The organism is Nocardia nova (assembly GCF_002933465.1).
Classification (GTDB): Bacteria; Actinomycetota; Actinomycetes; order Mycobacteriales; family Mycobacteriaceae; genus Nocardia; species Nocardia nova_B.
This window is the reverse complement of the sequence record NZ_PSZE01000036.1, coordinates 19,733-37,927: the sequence shown is the minus strand read 5'-3', so window position 1 is coordinate 37,927 and position 18,195 is coordinate 19,733. Positions and strand designations below refer to the sequence as shown.

General features: G+C 64.6%; 15 protein-coding genes. 11 read left to right on the top strand and 4 right to left on the bottom strand.

Going from position 1 to position 18,195, the window contains the following annotated elements:
* The first annotated feature begins 89 nt into the window (after window positions 1-89).
* From C5E41_RS34195 to C5E41_RS29360, 3 genes are all read left to right on the top strand, one after another.
* The gene (locus tag C5E41_RS34195) at window positions 90-242 is read left to right on the top strand and encodes a hypothetical protein (RefSeq protein WP_181063475.1); all 153 of its coding nucleotides are present in this window, start codon (window positions 90-92) and stop codon (window positions 240-242) included.
* A complete protein-coding gene (locus tag C5E41_RS29365) occupies window positions 239-2,287 on the top strand; it encodes an alpha-L-arabinofuranosidase C-terminal domain-containing protein (protein WP_104378968.1) in 2,049 nt (682 codons plus the stop codon). Before C5E41_RS34195 ends, C5E41_RS29365 begins: the two co-directional genes overlap by 4 nt.
* 84 nt (window positions 2,288-2,371) lie before the next feature.
* Complete coding sequence (locus C5E41_RS29360) at window positions 2,372-3,442, top strand: LacI family DNA-binding transcriptional regulator (RefSeq protein WP_104378967.1); 1,071 nt, start codon at window positions 2,372-2,374, stop codon at window positions 3,440-3,442.
* 58 nt (window positions 3,443-3,500) lie between these two features.
* On the opposite strand, the gene C5E41_RS35470 is transcribed toward C5E41_RS29360, so the two are convergent.
* The 4 genes from C5E41_RS35470 to C5E41_RS29330 all read right to left on the bottom strand — a co-directional run bounded on the left by C5E41_RS35470 (window position 3,501) and on the right by C5E41_RS29330 (window position 9,176).
* Entirely contained in the window at window positions 3,501-4,868 is a 1,368-nt protein-coding gene (locus tag C5E41_RS35470) for a TetR/AcrR family transcriptional regulator (protein WP_258081339.1), read from the bottom strand.
* A 434-nt stretch (window positions 4,869-5,302) separates the two neighbouring features.
* Window positions 5,303-5,920 (bottom strand): TetR family transcriptional regulator, encoded by a 618-nt coding sequence (locus tag C5E41_RS29340; protein WP_104378966.1) that lies wholly within the window; start codon window positions 5,918-5,920, stop codon window positions 5,303-5,305.
* A gap of 25 nt (window positions 5,921-5,945) precedes the next feature.
* Window positions 5,946-8,183 (bottom strand): MMPL family transporter, encoded by a 2,238-nt coding sequence (locus C5E41_RS29335; RefSeq protein WP_104378990.1) that lies wholly within the window; start codon window positions 8,181-8,183, stop codon window positions 5,946-5,948.
* A gap of 408 nt (window positions 8,184-8,591) precedes the next feature.
* On the bottom strand, window positions 8,592-9,176 hold the full coding sequence (locus C5E41_RS29330; protein WP_104378965.1) for a TetR/AcrR family transcriptional regulator: 585 nt from the start codon (window positions 9,174-9,176) through the stop codon (window positions 8,592-8,594).
* 100 nt (window positions 9,177-9,276) lie between these two features.
* Here C5E41_RS29330 and C5E41_RS29325 point away from each other — a divergent pair, with 100 nt between their 5' ends.
* The 8 genes from C5E41_RS29325 (at window position 9,277) to C5E41_RS29290 (ending at window position 18,180) form a co-directional block, all read left to right on the top strand.
* A complete protein-coding gene (locus tag C5E41_RS29325; RefSeq protein ID WP_104378964.1) occupies window positions 9,277-10,413 on the top strand; it encodes an acyl-CoA dehydrogenase family protein in 1,137 nt (378 codons plus the stop codon).
* 24 nt (window positions 10,414-10,437) lie between these two features.
* A complete protein-coding gene (locus C5E41_RS29320) occupies window positions 10,438-11,619 on the top strand; it encodes an acetyl-CoA C-acetyltransferase (RefSeq protein ID WP_104378963.1) in 1,182 nt (393 codons plus the stop codon).
* Window positions 11,620-11,691: 72 nt separating this feature from the next.
* On the top strand, window positions 11,692-12,138 hold the full coding sequence (locus tag C5E41_RS29315; RefSeq protein ID WP_181063474.1) for an enoyl-CoA hydratase/isomerase family protein: 447 nt from the start codon (window positions 11,692-11,694) through the stop codon (window positions 12,136-12,138).
* Window positions 12,135-12,389, top strand: a complete 255-nt coding sequence (locus C5E41_RS29310; protein WP_146097731.1) for an AMP-binding protein — start codon at window positions 12,135-12,137, stop codon at window positions 12,387-12,389. Before C5E41_RS29315 ends, C5E41_RS29310 begins: the two co-directional genes overlap by 4 nt.
* Window positions 12,390-13,183: 794 nt before the next feature.
* Window positions 13,184-14,752 (top strand): class I adenylate-forming enzyme family protein, encoded by a 1,569-nt coding sequence (locus C5E41_RS29305; RefSeq protein ID WP_258081338.1) that lies wholly within the window; start codon window positions 13,184-13,186, stop codon window positions 14,750-14,752.
* Window positions 14,753-15,055: 303 nt separating this feature from the next.
* Window positions 15,056-15,313, top strand: coding sequence for a hypothetical protein (locus C5E41_RS29300; RefSeq protein WP_104378961.1), 258 nt, complete (start codon window positions 15,056-15,058; stop codon window positions 15,311-15,313).
* Between the two features lie 378 nt (window positions 15,314-15,691).
* Entirely contained in the window at window positions 15,692-16,903 is a 1,212-nt protein-coding gene (locus C5E41_RS29295; protein WP_104378960.1) for a CaiB/BaiF CoA transferase family protein, read from the top strand.
* Window positions 16,904-17,007: 104 nt separating this feature from the next.
* Window positions 17,008-18,180 (top strand): amidohydrolase family protein, encoded by a 1,173-nt coding sequence (locus C5E41_RS29290; RefSeq protein ID WP_104378943.1) that lies wholly within the window; start codon window positions 17,008-17,010, stop codon window positions 18,178-18,180.
* Window positions 18,181-18,195: the final 15 nt, after the last annotated feature.

The window sequence follows — 18,195 nt, the reverse complement described above, 5'->3', positions numbered from 1 at the left end:
CATGTTAGCGCTAACATACTAAGTGTTAACTTGTACTCACACGACGCTGACGCGCATGCCCACATCCGCCGAGCCCGAGGAAGCCTCGTATGATCATCCAGCTCGCTGCAGAGCCGCAGCTCGAGTTCCTGCCTTCGACGTTAACCAGCATCGGCTCCGTCGCGCACGCTTTCGAACGACCCGCTCTCGCAGACAACAGCCACGTGGCCACAGCGCCGCTCGGACAGGGAGGTATCGCGTGAACTCGCTCGCTCCGCAGACAAAGGCTCTTGACACCACGCCGGTCGATATCGCGGTGGCGGCCCAGGATGCCCGGAAGCCGGTCAGTCCGACGCTGGTGGGGCTGTTCTTCGAAGACATCAATTTCGCCTGCGACGGGGGCCTGAACGCGAATCTGGTGAACAACCACAGCTTCGAGGGGGTTTACCTCGATCGCCGATTGCACTCCGAATTCGTCGCAGTGGTCACCCGGCGGCGGCCGCGCCGCAAATTCGACCGTGCGCGGCACTGGTCGATCAGCGGCGGCCGGTTGGAAGTCTTGGACGACGAACCGGTCGCCGCCGGTGGTCATTTCGCCCGGCTGCACTCCGGCGGCACGGCGGTGCTGTCCAACCCCGGCTACCCGGGCGATGGCGGAACCCCGTCCATGCCCGCCCGTTCGGGCGTTCCGCTCGACTTCCGGGCCCATGTTCGTCCGGTCTCCTGGCGAGGGGAACTGGAAATCCGGATAGTCGGCCTCGACGGACGGACGAACGCCTCCGCGCGCCTGGACGTCGGCACCGGCGACGAATGGCAGCGAGTCTCCGTGCGGCTTCACCCCGAACGAACGGAACTCGCCGCACTTCAGCTGGTGGTGCACGGCACGGGCATAGTGGACGTGGACGAGATTTCGCTCGTCCCCGCCGACCACTGGGGCGCGGGCGATCCTCGGTGGAGCCAGGGGCTGTTGCGTCGGGACCTCGTGGAAACGTTGCGAGACCTCGCCCCCACGTTCATGCGATTCCCGGGGGGTTGTATCGTCGAGGGCCTCGAGGGCAGCAACGCCTACGACTGGAAGGCGTCGGTCGGCCCGATCGAACAGCGCCGTCCCGACTACAATCTCTGGGCGCTGAGCCGTGCCCATGGTGACTATTCGCAATCGCGGCAGATCGGCTTCTACGAGTACTTCCTACTCTGCGAGGACCTCGGCATGGAGCCGGTGCCTGTCGTCTCCGCGGGGCTGTGCTGTCAGTACCGATCGCGCGAGGTATTGGCGACCGACGACGTCCGATTCGATCAGTTGATCACCGACACACTGGACCTTATCGACTGGGCGACCGGGGACCCCGGCGAGAGCTCGTGGGCCGCGCTGCGCGCCGAGGCCGGACACCCGGAACCATTCCGCCTCAACTACCTCGCGATCGGCAACGAGAACCACGGCCACGACTATCTCGACCGTTTCGAGCGCATTCGCACAGCGGTCGAGGCACACCATCCGGGGCTGACCATCATCATGTCCAGCGGACCGTTTCCCCGCGGCAAGGGTTTCGATCTCTCCTGGTCTCATGCGAGAGCCGGGCGGTCCGACCTCCTCGTCGACGAGCACTTTTACAACCGACCGTCGTGGTTCCGCAAGGCGGCTCGGCGCTATGACGACTATCCGCGCGGCGGTGCCCGGGTCTTCGTCGGGGAGTACGCCGCTCATTTTCCCACGCTGATGCTGCCCGCGCCGGCGCGAAAGCCGGCCAATACGTTCGAGAGCGCCCTCGCCGAGGCGGCTTTCCTCACCGGACTCGAGCGCAACGCCGATGTCGTGGCGATGTCCTCGTACGCTCCGCTGCTCAACCGCGTCGGTTCCGGTCAGTGGCAGCACAACATGGTCGACTTCACCGCCTTCACGGTCCAGCCGACCGCCAATTATGTTGTCCACCAACTGTTCGCAACCACATTGGGTACCCGGATCGTCCCCCTGAGCGGAGCCCTGCCCGAAGATATTTTCGCTTCCGCAAGCACAACCGACCAGGCGTTGTTCATACATCTCGTCAATACCTCGGGGCAAACGGCGGCGCTTCGGCTCGTGGTCGACGGCCCGACGTCGGATACCGCTCGTGTGCAACGGATTCAAGCGGACCCGGGCGCGCGCAACGCGCTCGATTCGGACGGCACGGCGCACACGCAGGTCTCCGTCGAGGAGACATCGGAGTTCGTGCACGACGGGACGGTGGCGCTTTCATTGCCGGCCTACTCCGCAACGGCCGTATCGCTCACTCTCCAGCGCGAGGCCCTGCCGGAATCGGTGGGTTCATGACCGCCCGGATGGGCGGCGGTATGGTGTGGCTGCGGTAGGGCGACACCGGAGCGGCGCCGGGGACGTCCGCGTGGAAGGAATGAGGTGGAGGCCGGAAAAAGGCAGCGCCGGTCGGCACTGTCGGACGTCGCGTCACTTGCAGGTGTATCGCAGCAGACGGTCTCCCGCGTAGTCAACGGCCATCCCTACGTCGCCGATCGGACACGCCGGCGGGTACAGGAGGCGATCGCCACTCTGGGCTACCGTCCGAATACCGCCGCGCGGGCTCTGGCAACGGGGGTCACTCGAAGTATCGGCTTGGTCACCTTCAATATCGGTGAGTACGGACCGGCTCAGACCATGCTGGGGCTGGAGCGGGCAGCACGGGCCGCGGGTTACTCGCTGACCATCACTGTTCTCGACGAGATCAGCGCGCCGGCGATGCAGGAGGCGGTGGAACGACTCGTGGGGCAGTCCGTGGACGCTGTCATCGTTCTGGGCACATACGCGGGCGCTCTCGACGCTGTCCAGGAGCTTCGTACCGCGGTGCCGGTAGTCAGCGTTCGGGCTGCACCCGCCCCGGCGCGGCCGACGGTCTGGGTCGATCAGGAAGCCGGTGCCAGAATGGCGACGCGGTACCTGCTCGATCTCGGCCATGCCACGGTCCACCACGTAGCCGGGCCACCCGACTCCCTCGACGCCCGTCAGCGCCTGTTCGGTTGGGAAGAAGAACTGCGCCACAGGGGAATTGACGTACCCGAGCCGCTACCGGGCGACTGGACCGCCGCCGCGGGTTACCGAGCCGGCGTCGAGTTCGCCGCCCTCCTGAGCGCGGAGGGGCGAGCCCGGCCGACCGCGGTATTCGTGGCGAACGACCAGATGGCGCTGGGCTTGCTGAAAGCTGTGCAGGAGCGCGGGATTTCCGTCCCGGGCGATCTCAGTGTCATCGGCTTCGATGACCTTCCGGAATCCGGATACTTTCTGCCTGCCCTGAGCACCGTCAGGCAGGATTTCGCGGAACTCGGCCGGTGTGGCGTGCAGACAGCCCTCGACATCCTGACCGGGCAGCCGCATGAGAACAGGAGTACCGTTCCACCGCTGCTGGTAGTGCGCGACTCCACGGCACCACCCGTGTCCTCTCGCGAAATCCGTATGTCGCGTCGTTTCCGGGGATGAACGGAAAGCCCGACTCGCTGTTGGGCATCCCCGAGAGGCAAAAGATCCGTTGTTGGCTTCATCTCGCGGGAGGATGCCGTGCGGCGAGTTCCGCCTGGGCGGCCGCTGCGATGAGCCGGGCGGTCATCTGCGCGACTTCCCTGTGGTCACCGCTGTCCGAATCGAGCGTTGCGGCGCGAAGGACGGCGGCGAAGGTGGTGTTGACCATGGCGGTTGCCATGGCGTCGTGAAGAAGTTCGTCGCCGTCGCCGAAGGCGTGGGACACCAGATTCGTGCTCACTTCGAGCAGGCGCGGCTCGAATTCGGATATCCCACTGCTGTAGTACTGCGCTCCGGCGACGAGGGCGCGTACCAACCCCGCGTTGCTCATGATCTCGTCGGTCATAACCTCGAGTGCGATGGTAGCCACTTCCAGAATCGTCTCGCCGTCGCGGTCGAGCACACTCTGCCGGAAGTGTTTCTCGCCACTGGCCATTAAACGCTGGATCAACTCCTGGACGATCACCGTGCGATCGGCGAAATACCGGTAGAGGGTTCCGATGCTGACTCCGGCTTCCGCGGCGATGCGGTTGGTCGAGGTGTTTGCTATTCCACGTTCGGTGAACAATTGCGCGGCGGTATCGAGGATGTGCTCTCTGGTGAGCATCGCCCGTTCCTGTCGTGGAACCCGTCGCCCGTCCACGGCAGCATTCGGCACGGACCGTTTCTGTTCCGTAATCTGGTCGACAGAGGGTACGCGTGGTGCGGTCCACTCGCGACCGTTCGGCGAACTCGGCTGTGCGCGCACATCGAGCGATGATCCGTCCACCTGGGCGCTGCGTTCGGCCTCGATCCATTCCGCCATCGCCCGGGCGGTGATGGTGAGAATCTCCGCGCGCTTCCGATCGGCGATCTCGAGTGTGGCCGACCGGAGCACCGCCGCGAAACCGGTATTGATGAGGACGATACACATGATGTCGTAGGTATGGTCGTCTCCGGGGCCGAGTATTTGGATGACGGCCACCTTGAAGAGCAAGCGCAGACGCCGCTCGAATTCCGACAGTCCACTGTCGTGGAACTGAACGGACGCCGTCAATGCCCGAATCAGCTCGACGTTGTTCATCAGCTCGTCCGAGGCGGCACCGAGAATGGCCGTGAAAAGCTCTTCGGGAGATAGCTGTGCCACTCCGAAAATGCGCTGGGTAACAATTTCTTCGACGTTCTGCAGCAGGGATTCCAGCAATTCATCGACCAGCGCTGCGCGGTCGGGAAAGTAACGGTAGACGGTACCGATGCCGACCCCGGCCTGGGTGGCGATCCGGTTCATCGACGTGGCTTCGATGCCGCGCTCACCGAACAACAAAGCGGCGGTGCGGGCGATATGCGCCTTGGTCTGCTTGGCGCGATCCTGAATCGGGCGATGCCGTCGTGTAGCTTTTCGCGGCACCTGGGCTCCTGTCCAGCTATCCGAAGACTGCCGGTTCAGCATAGCAACGAACACTCGGCTCGATGAGCGACTTTGTCCTTCGAAACAGTTGAGCGACTGAGCTATTGACCTTTCGAACAAGGGACTGCTGCGTGGCGAGCCGACGGCCGAGATGGCTTGCCGTGGCGATGACGGAGTCACTCTGGATCAGATCGCGGCCGATTTCGGGATTCGTCCGATGACGTTGTCGAAATGGATGCGTCGAGCCGACATCGCCGACGGCCACACACCCTCGGCGTAGCCACACACCCTCGGCGTTTGGGGCCACCGCGTTGTTTGCCGCTATTGCCCGCGGATCCGGGCGCCGGGCGACAGGTCTGGTGCCCAGTGCCGCAGGCGATAGTGGCGCATTCCGCACCGACGCGGTAGCCGGCCGGAGCGGTCCAGTCGCCGGGTTACAGCGGTAGTCCCTGCTCGAGCAGGTCGACGGCATCGAGCAACGTGGCCAGGATCTGTGGGTCTTTCGGGTCGGTGATGTCGTTGGCGAGGTGCATTATCACGCCGCGGGCGGCGGCGGCGAATACCCGCAGTCGCGGATTGTCCGGTTCGACTCCGAGGTAGTCGGCGAAGAAGGCGAGGATGTCGAAGAGGGCGCGGTCGGATTCGATCTGGAAGGCGGTCAGGAGCGCGGGTTCGGATTGGATCAGCCGCATTCGTTCGGGGTTGGCAGCCCAGGGATCGGCGGCGCTGATTCGGAACAGTTCGCGCAGCAGTGCCCGCAACAGATCGAAGTGGTTGAGCCCGGGCGGCAGGGCGGCGGTCGCGGCTTCGCGTTCGTCGGCCAGGTCGTCGCTGATGACGACTTGTTCTTTCGAGGTGAAGTAGCGGAAGAAGGTGGTGTGGGAGACATCGGCCTCCTTCGCGATCTGTTCGACCGTGGTGGGTGTATATCCCTGTTCGGCGAACAGCCGCATCGCTGCCTCGCGGATAGCGGTGCGGGTTCGGATCTTGTGCTTCTCGCGTAGACCGACCCGCCGCCCCGGGCTCTCGCCCGGGGCGGTAGTCGACGTCATAACAGCTCCTTCATGAGAACTACCGTCAGCTCCTCGCACCGACGACGTCGGCGGGGGGAGTGGTCTCTTCCGCGGGCGCGATGCCGAGGTTGCGGACCGCGCCACCTTCGATGTCGAAGTTGGGAACGAGCCTATCGAGCCACCTCGGCAGTCCCCAGGCGCGGTCGCCGAGCAGTGTGATCACCGCCGGCACGACGATCATGCGGATGATGAAGGCGTCGAAGAACACCGCGATGGCCAGCGCGAAGCCGAGCATCTTCGAGGTGGTGTCCGGTGCCAGCATGAAGGCCGCGAACACGCTGATCATGATGACCGCGGCCGAACTCACCACCCGGGCGCCGTGCCGGTAGCCGGCGATGATGGCGTCTTTGGCGCTCATGCCGTGGATATATTCCTCCCGCATCCGCGTCACCAGGAACACCTGGTAGTCCATGGCGAGGCCGAACACCACGCCGATGAGGAAGATCGGCAGGAACGACAGGATCGGCTGGGTGTTGTCGATGAGGCCGAGCGCACCCTCCTGGAAGATCGCGACGGTGATACCGAAGGTCGCCAGCACCGAGAATATGAATCCGACGGTGCCGGCCAGCGGAACCCAGATGGACCGGAACACCGCGATCATGATCAGGAACGCCAACCCGACGACCACGACCAGATAGGGAATCAGCGCCTTGTCGAGTTTGGCCGACAGATCCGCCATGATCGCGGTCTGCCCGCCCACGTGCAGTTCCACACCGTCGTGCGCCACGGTGGGCGCGTAGTCGCGAATCCGTTCCATCAGATCGTGGGTGGCCTGTTCGGCCGGGCCGCTGCTCGGCGTAACCATGATCAGCGCGGTGTTCGCACCGGTATTCGGTTGCGGGGTGCCGTTCCCGGTCCAGGTCAGAGTGCTCGCATTGGCGACGTCGGGGAGCGTCTTGATATGGGCGACGGTGTCGTTCGCCGCGCGGCTCACATCGCCGCCCTCGTTGTGCACCGTGACCAGCAGCGGGCCGTTGACGCCCTTTCCGAAACCGCGCTGCAGCAATGTCATTGCCCGTGCTTCGTCCGGGCTGGACATCGACAGGCCGAGTTCGAGTTTGCTCATCGGCAACGCCGCCAGTACGAGGACGGCCAGGCCCGCCACGATGAACGGCAGGGGCCGGCGCACCACCGCCCGTCCGAATCGCACTCCGTTGGTGTCGACGGTCTCCGACGATTCGGCGTGCTTGATCCACGGGATGCGGGGGGTGAAGGCGAAGCGGCCCACCGCGCCGAGCAGCGCCGGGATCAACGTCAGTGCGGCGAGCACCGCGATCGCCACCGCCAGGGCCGCCCCGGCGCCCATCTGTGTGATCAGCGGGATACCGATCACCGTCAACGCCACCACGGCGATGATCACCGTCAAGCCCGCGAACACGACCGCCGACCCGGCGGTCCCAACCGCACGCCCGGCCGCATCCGCGCGCCCGCCGCCGCGTTTCACCTCACTGCGATAGCGGGAGACGATGAACAGGGCGTAGTCGATCGAGACGGCGATACCGAGCATGGTCACGATGCCGGTCGCGGTGTCGTTGACACTCATGAACTTCGCGCTCAGGGTGACGAGCAGGATCGTGATGAGCACCCCGACCAGACCGGTCACGAGCGGGATGAAGGCGGCGACCAGGGCGCCGAAGGCGACGATCATCACCACGAAAGCCACTGCGAAGCCGATCATTTCGGCCTTACCGCCGGTCTCCATGACCTGCATCAGCGACCCCGTCGCCGCCACCTCGAGGCCGTGCCCATCGTGCTTGGCCAGAATGTCCTGCAACTGGTGCTTCTGGTCCGGCTTCAGATCCATTATCTCGATGTTCTGACGCACCTGGATCAACCCGACCTTGCCGTTGTCGCCGACCACCGACGCCGCGATCGCCGGATTCGCCTGGGCGGCGAGCACGGGATCGACCACGGTCTGCGGATCCACCACCTCCGGCAGCGTCTTCAGATCCGCCACCAGTGCGTCGATCTGGGCCGTGTGATTGGCGATGCCGTCGTCGGCGGCGACCAGGATGCTGGTCGAGGCATGCTTCTGCTGCTCCATGACCTGCGGGAAGTACTGCTCCACCTGCTTCGTCGCCGTCCCGGAGTCCGTTCCCGGCAGATCGAAATCCTTCGCGAACTTGGGATTGAGCGCTCCCACCAGCCCGGCCACTGTCACCGCGGCGATCAGCCACGTGGCGATCACCCACCATTTGTGCCGAAACGAGAACCGGCCCAGCCGGTACAACAATGCCGCCATCACACGCTCCAATCCGCTGTCGTCTCATCCAGCTAACTTGCTCGACACACAACTGTTAGTGACTAACAGTTGGTATTGGATAACAAGATACTGCCGGGTTTCGCAGTCGGGTAGTACCTGTGATGGGGATCGCGAGCCGGCCGGATATGCGGTCGGATGTAGTGCGCCTCACAGGTACGGAGGACCCGTGCCTTCTGCCGACGTAGATATCCGGAACCCGCGCATGTGCGGAGTCGCGGCGCATAGCGCGTGGGCACACCCGGGTGGCCGAGTTCGATTGCCGCGATTGGTTTACTGGCATGCGATCGGACCGCAGAGGATATCGCCGACCTCGCACTCGGCGGCCCCCGGCCCGCGTCCGCGCGGAAGTCGCGCACTCTCACAACCTTGTGTTGCCTATTGTGTTGCCTACGTCCGCAGGCCGGTGGTGAGGATGGTGGCGAGTTCGCTGTAGGCGTCGGCGTCGTCGAGGCCGGTCTCGGTGCGTACGCCGCCCTGTTGGATCCGGACCATCATGGTGGCGGCGAGATCCGCTGCGAACGCGGCATGTACTTGTCGGAATTCGCCGTCGGCGACCCCGGCGTCGACGAGTTCGCGCACGCGCTGCGCCGCGATGCGGGTGTTCTGCTCGTACACCTCGCGAGCCGGTGCGAAGGCGTCCAGGTCGATCATGAACTGATCCGACGCGGCGCTGAGAGTGGTTCCCACTGCGGACAGGTAGGCGATGATGCGTTCGCGCGCTCCCGTGCTCCCGGCGACTTCGCGCTCGACATCGTCGGTGGCGCGGCGGAAGAAGTGCACGGTCGCGGCCCGCACCAGCTGCTCTTTGCTGCCGGCGAGGGTGTACAGCGTCGATTTCGAGCATCGCAGCCGGGATGCGATCTCGTCGAGGGTGAGATGTGCGAAACCCTCGGCCAGGAAGAGCGCGACCATGGCGTCGAACAGTTCGGTCCGCCTGCGTGTCGCGAAACCGCCAGGTATGAGCTGATCCATACCCGAATAGTACTGGCGTGACGCTTGCGGTACTGTCGTGGCTGACAGTACCGTAATTGGTAACTGAGTACTATGATTCGTGGCCCGAACGGAGAAGTCTGTGGTCGATCGTCTGTTGCCCACCGAGGAGGCCCGCGATCTGATCGAGCTCGCGCGCGATATCGCCGACAAGGTCCTCGCGCCGATCGTCGACGAGCACGAGCGGACCGAGACCTACCCCAGCGGTGTCTTCGCCACGCTCGGTGCGGCGGGACTGCTGAGCCTGCCGTATCCGCAGGAGTGGGGTGGTGGCGGTCAGCCGTACGAGGTGTATCTGCAAGTGCTCGAGGAGATCGCCGCGCGGTGGGCGGCGGTGGCGGTCGCGGTGAGCGTGCACAGCCTGGCCTGTCATCCGCTGCTGGCGTTCGGCACCGAGCAACAGCAGCAGCGGTGGCTGCCGGAGATGTTGGGCGGCACCACGATCGGCGCCTACAGCCTGTCCGAGCCGCAGGCGGGTTCGGATGCGGCGGCGGTGGCGTGCAAGGCGGCACCGGCCGAGGGTGGTTATCGAATCCACGGCACCAAGGCGTGGATCACCCACGGCGGAATCGCCGATTTCTACAACGTGTTCGCCCGCACCGGCGAGGGATCGCGCGGCATCTCTTGCTTCCTGGTCCCGAAGGATCTCGAGGGGTTGAGCTTCGGCAAGCCCGAGCAGAAGATGGGCCTGCACGCGGTGCCGACGACTACCGCGCACTACGACAATGCCTTCCTGCCCGCCGATCGGCGGATCGGCGAGGAGGGGCAGGGTTTGCAGATCGCCTTGAGCGCATTGGATTCCGGCCGTCTCGGGATCGCTGCGGTGGCGACCGGGTTGGCCCAGGCGGCGCTCGACGAAGCCGTGCGCTACGCCAAGGAGCGCACGGCGTTCGGCAAGCGGATCATCGATCATCAGGGGCTGGGTTTCCTGCTCGCCGATATGGCCGCCGCGGTCGACTCGGCACGGGCCACCTACATCGATGCCGCCCGCCGCCGCGATGCCGGCCTGCCCTACTCGCGGCAGGCCTCGGTCGCCAAGCTGGTGGCCACCGACGCCGCGATGAAGGTCACCACCGATGCCGTGCAGGTCTTCGGTGGCTACGGCTATACCCGCGACTTCCGTGTCGAGCGGTATATGCGCGAAGCGAAGATCACCCAGATCTTCGAGGGCACCAACCAGATTCAGCGATTGGTCATCGGCCGCTCGCTTGCGAACTGACCGTCTCACCGAATGAGGACTCCTATGTCGACCTCTGTCATCGTTGCTGGTGCGCGCACGCCGATCGGGCGGCTGCGTGGCGGCCTGGCCGGATTCACCGCCGCCGAGCTGGGCGGGGTCGCCATCGAGGCGGCGCTCGGCAAGGCCGGGATCGCGGCGACCCGGGTGCAGTACGTGATCATGGGGCAGGTATTGACCGCCGGCGCCGGGCAGATGCCGGCCCGCCAGGCCGCCGCCAGGGCAGGTATTGCGATGAGCGTGCCGGCGTTGAATATCAACAAAGTCTGCTTGTCCGGCATCGACTCGATCATCCTGGCCGATCAGTTCATCCGTTCCGGAACGTATGACGTGATCGTCGCCGGCGGCATGGAATCGATGAGCCAGGCGCCGCATCTGCTGCCGAACTCGCGCAACGGATTCAAATACGGCGACGTGACCCTGCTCGATCACATGGCATACGACGGACTTCGCGACGCGTTCACCGATCAGCCGATGGGTCTGCTCACCGAAGCCGGCAACGACCTCGACCCGGTTTCCCGCGCCGACCAGGACAGCTTCGCCGCCCGCTCGCATCAACTCGCCGCAAAAGCTTGGGACAGCGGCATTTTCGACGACGAGGTGGTGCCGGTCGAGATCACCGACCGCAAGGGAAATACCCAGTGGATACGTCGCGATGAGGGTATTCGCCCGGATACCACCGCCGAATCGCTGTCGCGACTGCGCCCGGCATTCCGTTCGGACGGGTCGGTCACCGCTGGGAACGCCTCGACCATCAACGACGGGGCATGCGCGGTGGTGGTGATGAGCAAGGACCGGGCCGAGGCCGAGGGATTGCGCTGGCTCGCGGAGATCGGCCCCCACGGTATGGTCGCCGGGCCCGATTCGGGACTTCAGCTTCAACCGGCCGAGGCGATCGCGCGAGCCTGTGCTGTCGCGGGAATCTCGGCAACGGAGCTGGATCTGATCGAAATCAACGAGGCATTCGCCGCCGTGGGCGTCGCGTCCACTCGTGCCCTGGGTGTCGACCCCGACCGCGTCAACGTCAACGGTGGCGCGATCGCGCTCGGGCATCCGATCGGGATGTCCGGCGCCCGCCTCGTCCTGCATCTGGCGCTCGAACTGCGCCGCCGCGGTGGCGGCGCCGGTGCCGCGGCGCTGTGCGGTGGCGGCGGCCAGGGCGATGCGCTGATCCTGAATGTCGCCTGACAGCCGCCCCCGAGAAGACCTATCGCCATGGCGGAATCGGCCACGCGTCACGCGACCGAGGACACGCCGATATTGCTCGACATCACCGGCCCGGTAGCGCATCTCGTGCTGAACCAGCCCGGCCGATCCAATGCGATCGACTTGCCCACCGCACGATCGTTCGCCCGGGCGATCGCCGAGATCGAACAGTCTTCGGTGGTCAAGGCTGTTCTCTTGCGTGCGCAGGGCGCCAATTTCTGCGTCGGCGGCGATGTGAACGAGATGGCCGCCGCAACCGACACCGGGGCGTTCATCTCCGAACTCGCCGACGAAATGCACCGAGCCTTGACGACATTGTCCGGACTCGCCGTCCCTGATCGGCCCGATCCTTCGGCGAACACCTCGACGACGAAGCCATCACGATCGCGCGCATGGCGGCGGGTGCTGATGCCCGTGGCCGCATCGACGCGTTCACGGCCGGAAGGCAGGCGTCACCGACCCCGGACAGGAGTGTCCGATGAGTCTTCCGCCCATTCTTGACCCCGTCACAATGTTGGCCGGAGCGGGCTTTCGGCTTCGGCCCTGACGATGTCTACCTGTCGCCTGCGCCGATCTACTACGCTGCGCCTCTTCGCTGGTGCGGGGCGACCCATGCCCGCGGCGACACCGTCGTCCTCATGGAGAAGTTCGACGGCACAGGCGCGGTGCGCGCGATCCAGGACTGCGAGGTCACGGTCACCCAGATGGTGCCGACGATGTTCGTGCGGGTGTTCATCTGGCGTCGTATATGACGGCCGGGTGTGACTCGCTGGTTTCCGCGGTGCGGCAAGCTTTCATCGCGGGCGTCCGTGCGGCTTTCGCCGGGGTCGTGATCGCGCTGTCCGGGATGACCCTTGTCCGGGCCTTGATGATGTCATCCGATCGGCGAGGCGTGACGGTGCTTTCTCGGCTGAGGATCGGGCGGGAGCAACGAACATCCGCACGTCGTGCGTCCGATTCCCCTCGCCGCCGACCGGCAGCGATATCAGCGGCCTCGGATCATGCGCACGGGCCGATACTCGAGCGCGATCGTGCCGTCGCGCCTGAGTACTGAATTCTCGGTTCCGGAAAGTGTTTGGACAAGGTGGTTCGCTGGGCGACGCGCTGGCTGCGGTCCGGTGGCTGTAGCCGAACTCGTTGCGCGCTACTACTTTTGCTCCGGGCCCGGCCCGTCGCGCGGGCGCGCGTCTGCGGCGGAAGTCCGGTGGTGCCCAGCATCCATATCCTGCGCGAATATGGCGCCTCCACGAGAGCCGGCCGCCAGTCGGGATCAGCAGAAGGCCTGGCCGGCCTCGTTGCCGGAGCGCCGGCCGCGTGTCGCGAGGGAGTCGGGGGCCGGATGGCCCCGTTCGAGGTTCCGAAGATCGAAGTACAGGCCCACTTCCGCACCACTCCGTGTATCCTCGAAGTAGCTATATAGTTGTACGTATACACGGGTTCGGGGTGTTCGAGGTCGGCGCGGCCCCGATGGCGTATACAAACGAATAATTTCACTATATTGTGCGGTGATGGGGGTTACGCACAGGGGGTTGAGGAAGGGCTCGACGTGTCCGGACGTGTCGCTGACGATCTGATGGGCTCCCGCCCCGATGATATTTTCGCGGTGGAAGGGCTGTGGGAGTTGATCACCCTTCGTGCCGAACTGTCCGGTGATCGCCCGATGCTGTTCGACGAGCGCGACGTCACATTGACCTTCGCCGAGTTCCGGGACCGGGCCGAGCGAGTCGCCGCGGCACTGCGAGAGCAGGGCATCGGTCGCGGTACCCGGGTCGCGTGGCAGTTGCCGACCCGCGTCAGTACCGCGCTGGTGATGGCCGCTTTGGCCCGATTGGGCGCGATACAGGCGCCGATCATCCCCATCTATCGGGAACGGGAGGTTTCCGCGGCCGTCGCCTCGGTGGCCGCCGAGGTGATGCTGGTTCCGGGAACCTGGCGGGGCACCGACTACGTCGCGATGGCGGGCGGTCTCGAGCCACGTCCGCAGATCCTCACGATTGGTCTGGAGGCGCCCGAGTCGTCGACGGTGTCGACGCTTCCCGCCCCAGCCGTCGGATCGGATGATGTCGGGTGGATCTACTTCACCTCCGGTTCCTCCGGCTTACCCAAGGGGGCGCGGCACACCGACCGATCGTTGCTCGCGGCGGCGCGGGGATTCACCGTGCACGGGAAATTCGGGGCGGAGGACGTCGGCTCGATACCCTTCCCCATCGCGCACGTCGGCGGGGTGATCTACCTGATGGCGATGTTGTTCGCGGGTTTTCCCTCGGTGCTCCTCGAGGCATTCGATCCGACGACGGCGGTGCCGTTGTGGCGCAGATACGGAGTGACGTTCACCGGCGGCAGCACGGTCTTCTACAACGCTCTGCTCACCGAACAGCGGAAGCTACCCGCCGGGCAGGCGCTGGTGCCGAGCCTGCGACTGCTCAAAGGCGGTGGGGCGCCGTGCCCGCCGAGTGTGTACTTCGGTGTGCGCGACGAAATGGGAGTGACCGTCGCCCACGATTACGGGATGACGGAGGCGCCGATGATGTGCGTGGCCGCGCCCGACGATACCGACGAACAGTTGGCGAATACCGAAGGCAGGCCCGTTCCCGGGCTCCAGGTGCGGGTCGTCGACGATGCGGGCGAGCCGGTGGTGGGACGCGACGGCGAGATACAGGTGAGGGGGGAAACAGTCTTCGCCGGCTATACCGATCCGGCCCAGACCGCCGAGGCTTTCACCGCCGACGGGTGGCTGCGTACGGGCGACTTCGGTCATCTACGTCCGGACGGCCATCTCGAGGTGACCGGTCGGCTCAAGGATGTGATCATCCGCAAGGGAGAGAACATCGGCCCGGTTGAGGTGGAATCGCTGATTGCCGGGCATCCGGCTGTGGCCGATGTCGCGGTGATCGGACTGCCCGACGACGTACGCGGCGAACGGGTCTGTGCCGTGATCTCGCTCCGGCCCGGCGCCCCCGCTCCCACCCTCGCCGAACTCTCCGAGTATCTGCGGGAGGCAGGCCTGATGCTGCAGAAAAGCCCAGAGCAGCTCGAGATCGTCGGCGAACTGCCCAAGACCGGCATCGGAAAAGTGGACAAGAAGGCGCTGCGTCTTCAGGTTCTGCAGCGTTGATCCGGCCGCGAACGAATCCCGTTCCGGCATCGCATCGGGCCGGCTGCGAATTATCTTGCCCAGCACCACGTTCGCGTGAACGGGTGTCGCACCGATCAACTGCGCGACCCCGATGGTGACGGAGAATCCGGAGCTGTGATCTCGGAGTCGGGGCGCTGGTTCACCGGGACCACGCTCAACGTCGACGCGGGAATGACGACCGGCCGCTAGGTGGCATCCACGGGGCTAATAGAGTATAATTATTTGCCTATCAGTGTGAAGTGGTCGGTTGCCGGCCGATCATCGTGTAGACAGGGGTCGGCTATGACAGCCGAAGTATTCGGTGTGATCAACACCGGCAACCTGCCGATGGCGAAGGACCGCCCACAAACCGATGGCCTCTTCGTCGGTCAAGGCGTCATCGGTCAGCGCGTCGTCGCCGGTCAGGGCGAGCCCTCCGGCAGAGCTCCGGCGTGCGGCAGTGATGAGCCGCTGGATTCGGAGACCGTCTGCGAGGCTGGGCACATCGGGAGTCGGCGTGCCGTCGAAGGCCGGCAGCCACTCCTCGAGCAGCAGCGCTAACTGGCGTGCCGCGCCGCTGCGCGCTCCGCCCTCCGACCCTAGGGTAGCCGAGCGTGGGACTGGGGACGAGCCGGCAATCTTGCGCGGTCCGGGCTCGTCGGCGGTGCCGGTCGGCAGGGTGCTCGAAGATCGTGCCCTCGATCGACATAGCCGGTGGAGATCAGTTCGCCCGCCGCCCACTTTGAATCGGCTATTGATTCTAATTATCGCACTATATAAGGTTGTGGTGCACGCCACTCGAAGTTTGGGCCGAAGTATCCGCTGTCACAGCTGCCTGTCTTTGTTTCGGATTCCTCGCGTGGTGTGCGGCGTGTGCTCTGTGGTCCGGACGGGTCCGCAGGACGATGGCCGAAACTTGGCAACAGAAAGGAGTCGGCAATGGACCCGATTCTCCACGGCGTGAAGGTAGTGGAGCTTGCGGCATGGACGTTCGTGCCGTCGGCCGGTGCGGTGCTCGCGGACTGGGGGGCCGATGTCATCAAGATCGAGCATCCCGAGACCGGAGATCCGCAGCGTGGTTTGGTCAATTCCGGTATGGTGGCCAGCGGGGGTGGGGTGAATCACTTCATCGAGCAGCCGAATCGTGGCAAGCGCAGTATCGGACTCGATGTTGCGAACCCCCAAGGGCGCGAGGTTTTGTATCAGCTGCTGGAGAAGGCCGACGTCTTCGCCACCAACCTGTTGCCTGATTCGCAGCGGCGTCTGGGGATCGATCTGGAGTCGGTGCGTGCCCGTAACCCGAAGATCATCTATGCGCGTGGGCATGGTTACGGATCGAGGGGTCCGGAGGCTGAACGTGGCGGCTTCGATCTCGCGGCGTATTGGGCGCGGGGCGGAATCGGTGACGCGCTGGCTGCCGGTGACGGTTCGTATCCGCCTGTTCAGCGGCCGGCTTTCGGTGACGTTGTCGGTGGGTTCGCGATCGCGTCGGGGATCGTCGGTGCGTTGTACAAGCGGGAGCGCACGGGCGAGCCGAGTGTGGTCGACGTGTCGCTGCTGGGCACGGCGATCTGGCAGTTGGGGCCTGATGTCGTCGGCGCGGGGGCCACGGGAGCCGTTATTCCGAAGTTCGATCTCGAGGAGATGCCCAACCCGTTGGCGGGCCTGTATCGGACCCAGGACAATCGCTTTATCGCCCTCGTGCTGCTGCAGGCCGATCGGTTTTGGGGCGAGTTGTGCAAGCGGATCGACCGGAGCGATCTGATCTCCGACGAGCGCTTTTCCGATGCGAAGGTCCGTTTCGTCAACCGCCGGGAGTGTGTCGCTGAGTTGCGTCGGACATTCGAGTCGCAGCCGCTCGAGCACTGGCGGGGCCGGCTCGAGGGGTTCGACGGGGTGTGGGATGTGTTCCAGTCGGCCCTCGAGATCCACGACGATCCGCAGGTGGCGGCGAACGGGTATCTGCCGAAGGTCACCGACGCTCACGGCAATACCTTCGCGTTGGCTGCCAATCCGGTGCAGTTCGATGGTCGGCCACCGACGCTGAGCCCGGCGCCGGGGCATGGCGAGCACACCGACGAAATCCTGCAGGAATTGGGCCTCGATTGGGATCGGATCATCGAGCTCAAGACGGATTCCGCGGTGTTGTAGGGGCTGTGGTGCGCTCGGGCTGTGTCGTGTGCGGTGGTTGGGCCTGAGAATGGCCTTTTGGGTAGATAATTTTATTGTACGGTTCGTTTGTTTTGGAGGCTGTTATGCCGTTGCAGGATTATCATCAAATCGTTTCGGTCGACGATCATCTCGTGGAGCATCCGCGTGTGTGGCAGGACCGTCTGCCTTCTCGGTACCGGGATTTGGGGCCGAGGATCGTGGAAGAGAACGGCAAGCATGTGTGGCATTACGACGGTGGTGTGTTCCCGACGATCGGGCTCAATGCTGTTGCGGGTAAGCCGCCGGAGGAGTGGGGGTTGGATCCGGTCCGGTATGAGGACATGATTCCGGGTTGTTATGATCCGGCGGCGCGGGTCAAGGATATGGATCTGGATGGGGTGCAGGCCGCGTTGTGCTTCCCGTCGTTTCCTGGCTTCGGTGGTGGGGTCTTCCAGCGTGCGAAGGATAAGGATCTGGCGGGGTTGTGTGTGCAGGCGTGGAACGATTTCTATATCGATGAGTGGTGTGGTACGGCGCCGGATCGTTATATTCCGTTGTCGATAGTTCAGCTCTGGGATGTGGAGGCGGCGGCGGCCGAGGTTCGCCGGACGGCGGCGAAGGGGTCGCGTACGGTGTCGTTTCCGGATAGTCCTGTGCCGTTGGGTTTGCCGTCGTTCCACAATGCGCATTGGGATCCGTTCTGGCGGGCGTGTGAGGAGACCGGGACGGTGGTGTCTTTGCACTTCGGTTCGGGTTCGTATGTTCCTGGTTTCTCGTTCGCCGCGACTCGGGCTATTCCGGGTGAGGTGGTGTTGCCGGACGCGCCGTTCGCTGTTGCGATCTCGATTTTCTCGACGAATCTTATGTGGAGCACTGCTGATCTTATTTTCTCGGGGGTGTTGCAGCGGTTCCCGAATTTGCAGTTCTCCCTTGCTGAGGGTGGGATCGGCTGGATTCCGTATATGCTGGAGCGGCTGGATTTCGTGTGGGAGCGGCACCGGCATTATCAGCCGATCGATTTCGATGCTCGGCCGTCGGATCTGTTCGCGCAGCATTTTTGGGGGTGTTTCATCGACGACGAGTTCGGTGTGGAGAATCGGCATAAGGTGGGTATCGATCGGATCATGTTGGAGATCGATTTTCCGCATTCGGATTCCAACTGGCCGAACAGTCGTAAGCGTGCGGCTGAGGTGTTGGCGAATGTGCCTGATGACGAGGTGGAGAAGATCACCGAAACCAATGCTCGCACGATGCTGCGGTTTCCCAGGGTGAGCTGACCATCGGCACAGTCC